The sequence below is a fragment of the Bacillus sp. BC05(2025) genome (assembly GCF_056725905.1).
In genome coordinates this window covers 1-497 of sequence record NZ_JBWYRA010000036.1, presented here as the reverse complement: position 1 = coordinate 497, position 497 = coordinate 1, and the positions used below count along the sequence as shown (strand labels likewise).

The 497-nt window shown below is 35.8% G+C and carries 1 pseudogene; it reads left to right on the top strand.

Features of this window, described 5'->3' with window-relative positions:
• Positions 1-497: pseudogene (gene exsA, locus ACZ76X_RS28990) on the top strand (spore coat assembly protein ExsA); the annotation flags it as partial.

The window sequence follows — 497 nt, the reverse complement described above, 5'->3', positions numbered from 1 at the left end:
GTAAAGAAAGAAAATGTAGGAAACATCGTATCACCACAAGTGAAGAAAGAAAATGTAGAAAACATCGTGTCACCGCAAGTGAAAAAAGAAAATGTAGGAAACATCGTATCACCGCAAGTGAAAAAAGAAAATGTAGGAAACATCGTATCACCGCAAGTAAAGAAAGAAAATGTAGGGAATATCGTGTCACCGCAAGTGAAAAAAGAAAATGTAGGGAATATCGTGTCACCAAATGTATCGAAAGAAAATGTAGTGATTCCGCAAGTAATACCGCCAAATATTCAAGTACCAAACATAATGCCAATCATGGACAATAACCAACCACCGAATATAATGCCAATCATGGATAACAACCAACCACCGAATATAATGCCAATCATGGATAATAACCAACCACCAAATATAATGCCAATTATGGATAATAACCCAATACCAAACATAATGCCGATGATGGATAACAATCAAATGCCAAATATGATGCCGATGATGGATAACAA